Consider the following 5,599-nt stretch of genomic DNA (forward strand, 5'->3'; position numbering starts at 1 on the left):
TTTAGATTAGAGTAACATAGCCGACCTAGCTTGATGATGACGAATCATCGAGAAGATCATTAAGAGAATAGAAGAACAACTTGTGTGGATTTTTACTGGTTGATCGATCGAAAATATTTCATTGATTGAATGGTAGAAATTTCTCGAAGTTTATTTGAGCGAATTTTTAGTCAGAAAATTGATGAGCCAGATTTAGTACTTTTAGTAAAGTACAAATGATTTTAAACTGAAGAGTTTGATCATGGCTCAGATTGAACGCTGGCGGCAGGCTTAACACATGCAAGTCGAGCGGGGTGAAGTGCTTCGGTACTGATCCTAGCGGCGGACGGGTGAGTAATGCTTAGGAATCTGCCATTTAGTGGGGGACAACATTCCGAAAGGAATGCTAATACCGCATACGTCCTACGGGAGAAAGCAGGGGATCTTCGGACCTTGCGCTAAATGATGAGCCTAAGTCGGATTAGCTAGTTGGTGGGGTAAAGGCCTACCAAGGCGACGATCTGTAGCGGGTCTGAGAGGATGATCCGCCACACTGGGACTGAGACACGGCCCAGACTCCTACGGGAGGCAGCAGTGGGGAATATTGGACAATGGGCGGAAGCCTGATCCAGCCATGCCGCGTGTGTGAAGAAGGCCTTTTGGTTGTAAAGCACTTTAAGCGAGGAGGAGGCTACCTGGATTAATACTCTGGGATAGTGGACGTTACTCGCAGAATAAGCACCGGCTAACTCTGTGCCAGCAGCCGCGGTAATACAGAGGGTGCGAGCGTTAATCGGATTTACTGGGCGTAAAGCGTGCGTAGGCGGCTGATTAAGTCGGATGTGAAATCCCTGAGCTTAACTTAGGAATTGCATTCGATACTGGTCAGCTAGAGTATGGGAGAGGATGGTAGAATTCCAGGTGTAGCGGTGAAATGCGTAGAGATCTGGAGGAATACCGATGGCGAAGGCAGCCATCTGGCCTAATACTGACGCTGAGGTACGAAAGCATGGGGAGCAAACAGGATTAGATACCCTGGTAGTCCATGCCGTAAACGATGTCTACTAGCCGTTGGGGCCTTTGAGGCTTTAGTGGCGCAGCTAACGCGATAAGTAGACCGCCTGGGGAGTACGGTCGCAAGACTAAAACTCAAATGAATTGACGGGGGCCCGCACAAGCGGTGGAGCATGTGGTTTAATTCGATGCAACGCGAAGAACCTTACCTGGCCTTGACATACTAGAAACTTTCCAGAGATGGATTGGTGCCTTCGGGAATCTAGATACAGGTGCTGCATGGCTGTCGTCAGCTCGTGTCGTGAGATGTTGGGTTAAGTCCCGCAACGAGCGCAACCCTTTTCCTTACTTGCCAGCATTTCGGATGGGAACTTTAAGGATACTGCCAGTGACAAACTGGAGGAAGGCGGGGACGACGTCAAGTCATCATGGCCCTTACGGCCAGGGCTACACACGTGCTACAATGGTCGGTACAAAGGGTTGCTACACAGCGATGTGATGCTAATCTCAAAAAGCCGATCGTAGTCCGGATTGGAGTCTGCAACTCGACTCCATGAAGTCGGAATCGCTAGTAATCGCGGATCAGAATGCCGCGGTGAATACGTTCCCGGGCCTTGTACACACCGCCCGTCACACCATGGGAGTTTGTTGCACCAGAAGTAGGTAGTCTAACCGTAAGGAGGACGCTTACCACGGTGTGGCCGATGACTGGGGTGAAGTCGTAACAAGGTAGCCGTAGGGGAACCTGCGGCTGGATCACCTCCTTAACGAAAGATTGACGATCGGTAAGAATCCACAACAAGTTGTTCTTCGAAGATGTATCTGAGGGTCTGTAGCTCAGTTGGTTAGAGCACACGCTTGATAAGCGTGGGGTCACAAGTTCAAGTCTTGTCAGACCCACCAATCTGCAACAAAGCTAGAGATTAAGATATATCGTTCATTAAGTGATAAGCTGGGGACTTAGCTTAGTTGGTAGAGCGCCTGCTTTGCACGCAGGAGGTCAGGAGTTCGACTCTCCTAGTCTCCACCACGTACTTTACGGAGTACGGGCTAAAATAGATTATAGAGTTTAGTGAATACAGTCCAAGTTGACTGGTTTATTAATCTCTGTGATTTATCACAGTTTACTACTCGCTGACGAGGCGGTAGTTAATCATTAACAGATTAGAATTTGAGTCTGAAATAAATTGTTCAAACTCGATTAAATAGGAAGATAACAAGTAATTGTTAAATTAATATTTAATCTGAGAACTAGCAAAAACACTGAATCAAGCGTTTTGGTATATGAATTTAGATTGAAGCTGTATGGTGATTAAGTTCACAGACAACGAATAGTAGCAATTAAGTTTGCAACGCTAACACTCACTTGTATGTGTTAACGACTGTTTGGGGTTGTATAGTCAAGTAATTAAGTGCATGTGGTGGATGCCTTGGCAGTCAGAGGCGATGAAAGACGTAATAGCCTGCGATAAGCTCCGGGGAGGCGGCAAATATCCTGTGATCCGGAGATTTCTGAATGGGGGAACCCACCCGCTATAAGGCGGGTATCATAAACTGAATACATAGGTTTATGAAGCGAACGAGGGGAAGTGAAACATCTCAGTACCCTTAGGAAAAGAAATCAATTGAGATTCCCTTAGTAGCGGCGAGCGAACGGGGATCAGCCCATTAAGTTGTGTGTGTTCTAGTGGAACGCTCTGGGAAGTGCGAACGTAGAGGGTGATATTCCCGTACACGAAAGGGCACACACAATGATGACGAGTAGGGCGAGGCACGTGAAACCTTGTCTGAATATGGGGGGACCATCCTCCAAGGCTAAATACTCCTGACTGACCGATAGTGAACCAGTACCGTGAGGGAAAGGCGAAAAGAACCCCTGTGAGGGGAGTGAAATAGATCCTGAAACCGCATGCATACAAGCAGTGGGAGCCGACTTGTTCGGTGACTGCGTACCTTTTGTATAATGGGTCAGCGACTTATATTCAGTAGCGAGGTTAACCGTATAGGGGAGCCGTAGAGAAATCGAGTCTTAATAGGGCGTTTAGTTGCTGGGTATAGACCCGAAACCAGGCGATCTATCCATGAGCAGGTTGAAGGTTGGGTAACACTAACTGGAGGACCGAACCCACTGTCGTTGAAAAGCCAGGGGATGACTTGTGGATAGGGGTGAAAGGCTAATCAAGCCTGGTGATAGCTGGTTCTCCCCGAAAGCTATTTAGGTAGCGCCTCGGACGAATACCATTGGGGGTAGAGCACTGTTTCGGCTAGGGGGTCATCCCGACTTACCAAACCGATGCAAACTCCGAATACCAATGAGTACTATCCGGGAGACAGACTGCGGGTGCTAACGTCCGTAGTCAAGAGGAAAACAATCCAGACCGCCAGCTAAGGCCCCAAAATCATAGTTAAGTGGGAAACGATGTGGGAAGGCATAGACAGCTAGGAGGTTGGCTTAGAAGCAGCCACCCTTTAAAGAAAGCGTAATAGCTCACTAGTCGAGTCGGCCTGCGCGGAAGATGTAACGGGGCTAAAACTATGTGCCGAAGCTGCGGATTTGACAATAGTCAAGTGGTAGGGGAGCGTTCTGTAAGCCGATGAAGGTGTATTGAGAAGTATGCTGGAGGTATCAGAAGTGCGAATGCTGACGTGAGTAACGACAAAACGGGTGAAAAACCCGTTCGCTGAAAGACCAAGGGTTCCAGTCCAACGTTAATCGGGGCTGGGTGAGTCGACCCCTAAGGCGAGGCCGAGAGGCGTAGTCGATGGGAAATTGGTTAATATTCCAATACTTCTGTGTAATGCGATGAGAGGACGGAGAAGGTTAAGTCAGCCTGGCGTTGGTTGTCCAGGTGGAAGGTTGTAGGCATGTATCTTAGGCAAATCCGGGGTACTCTATGCTGAGAACTGATAGCAAGCTGTACTTGTACAGTGAAGTGGCTGATACCATGCTTCCAGGAAAAGTCTCTAAGCTTCAGTTACACAGGAATCGTACCCGAAACCGACACAGGTGGTCAGGTCGAGTAGACCAAAGCGCTTGAGAGAACTCTGCTGAAGGAACTAGGCAAAATGGTACCGTAACTTCGGGAGAAGGTACGCTGCTGACGGTGATGGGACTTGCTCCCTGAGCTATTGGCAGCCACAGAAACCAGGCCGCTGCAACTGTTTATTAAAAACATAGCACTCTGCAAACACGAAAGTGGACGTATAGGGTGTGATGCCTGCCCGGTGCTGGAAGGTTAATTGATGGGGTTAGCGTAAGCGAAGCTCTTGATCGAAGCCCCAGTAAACGGCGGCCGTAACTATAACGGTCCTAAGGTAGCGAAATTCCTTGTCGGGTAAGTTCCGACCTGCACGAATGGCATAATGATGGCGGCGCTGTCTCCAGCAGAGGCTCAGTGAAATCGAAATCGCTGTGAAGATGCAGTGTACCCGCGGCTAGACGGAAAGACCCCGTGAACCTTTACTGCAGCTTGACATTGAACTTTGACCTTACTTGTGTAGGATAGGTGGGAGGCTTTGAAGTTGGAACGCTAGTTCCAATGGAGCCGTCCTTGAAATACCACCCTGGTAATGTTGAGGTTCTAACTCTGCCCCGTAATCCGGGGCGAGGACCATGTCTGGTGGGTAGTTTGACTGGGGCGGTCTCCTCCTAAAGAGTAACGGAGGAGTACGAAGGTGCGCTCAGCGTGGTCGGAAATCACGCGTAGAGTATAAAGGCAAAAGCGCGCTTAACTGCGAGACCCACAAGTCGAGCAGGTACGAAAGTAGGTCTTAGTGATCCGGTGGTTCTGTATGGAAGGGCCATCGCTCAACGGATAAAAGGTACTCTGGGGATAACAGGCTGATACCGCCCAAGAGTTCATATCGACGGCGGTGTTTGGCACCTCGATGTCGGCTCATCTCATCCTGGGGCTGAAGCAGGTCCCAAGGGTATGGCTGTTCGCCATTTAAAGAGGTACGCGAGCTGGGTTTAGAACGTCGTGAGACAGTTCGGTCCCTATCTACCGTGGGCGCTGGAAATTTGAGAGGATCTGCTCCTAGTACGAGAGGACCAGAGTGGACGAACCTCTGGTGTACCGGTTGTGACGCCAGTCGCATCGCCGGGTAGCTATGTTCGGAAGGGATAACCGCTGAAAGCATCTAAGCGGGAAGCCTACCTCAAGATAAGATTTCCCTAGGAATTTATTCCTCTAAAGAGCCGTTCGAGACTAGGACGTTGATAGGTTGGGTGTGGAAGCACGGTGACGTGTGAAGCTGACCAATACTAATTGCTCGTGAGGCTTGACTATACAACACCCAAACAGTTGTTGTATTCAAGATAAATTCAATACACAACTTGATTTAGTGTAGAAACTAGTTAAAATGCTGAACACAAAGTTAGACTCAATATCTAATCCGTTAATAACTCTTTGGTTCGTAAGTAAGGCAGACATGAAGTGAAAACACACCATGATCAATAAGACCCCAAAACACCACAACAGTTTGCTGGCGACAATAGCAAGAGTGAACCACCTGATCCCTTCCCGAACTCAGAAGTGAAACCTCTTAGCGCTGATGGTAGTGTGGCATTTGCCATGTGAGAGTAAGTCATCGCCAGCTTTTAAAT

2 tRNA genes and 3 rRNA genes are annotated in these 5,599 nt (G+C 48.7%); all 5 read left to right on the forward strand.

Features of this window, described 5'->3' with window-relative positions:
- The first annotated feature begins 223 nt into the window (after nucleotides 1-223).
- The 5 genes from M5121_RS15355 to rrf all read left to right on the forward strand — a co-directional run bounded on the left by M5121_RS15355 (nucleotide 224) and on the right by rrf (nucleotide 5,592).
- Nucleotides 224-1,760: ribosomal RNA gene (locus M5121_RS15355) — 16S ribosomal RNA — on the forward strand.
- A gap of 59 nt (nucleotides 1,761-1,819) precedes the next feature.
- A tRNA-Ile gene (locus tag M5121_RS15360) sits at nucleotides 1,820-1,896 on the forward strand.
- 51 nt (nucleotides 1,897-1,947) lie between these two features.
- Nucleotides 1,948-2,023: transfer RNA gene (locus M5121_RS15365), tRNA-Ala, on the forward strand.
- A 368-nt stretch (nucleotides 2,024-2,391) separates the two neighbouring features.
- Nucleotides 2,392-5,282 (forward strand): 23S ribosomal RNA (locus M5121_RS15370).
- A 195-nt stretch (nucleotides 5,283-5,477) separates the two neighbouring features.
- A 5S ribosomal RNA gene (gene rrf / locus M5121_RS15375) occupies nucleotides 5,478-5,592 on the forward strand.
- Together the 16S, 23S and 5S rRNA genes with 2 tRNA genes alongside form the textbook arrangement of a ribosomal RNA operon.
- The last annotated feature ends 7 nt before the right edge of the window (nucleotides 5,593-5,599 follow it).

Origin of the sequence: Acinetobacter sp. ANC5681 (assembly GCF_023488045.1) — a bacterium.
GTDB lineage: Bacteria > Pseudomonadota > Gammaproteobacteria > Pseudomonadales > Moraxellaceae > Acinetobacter.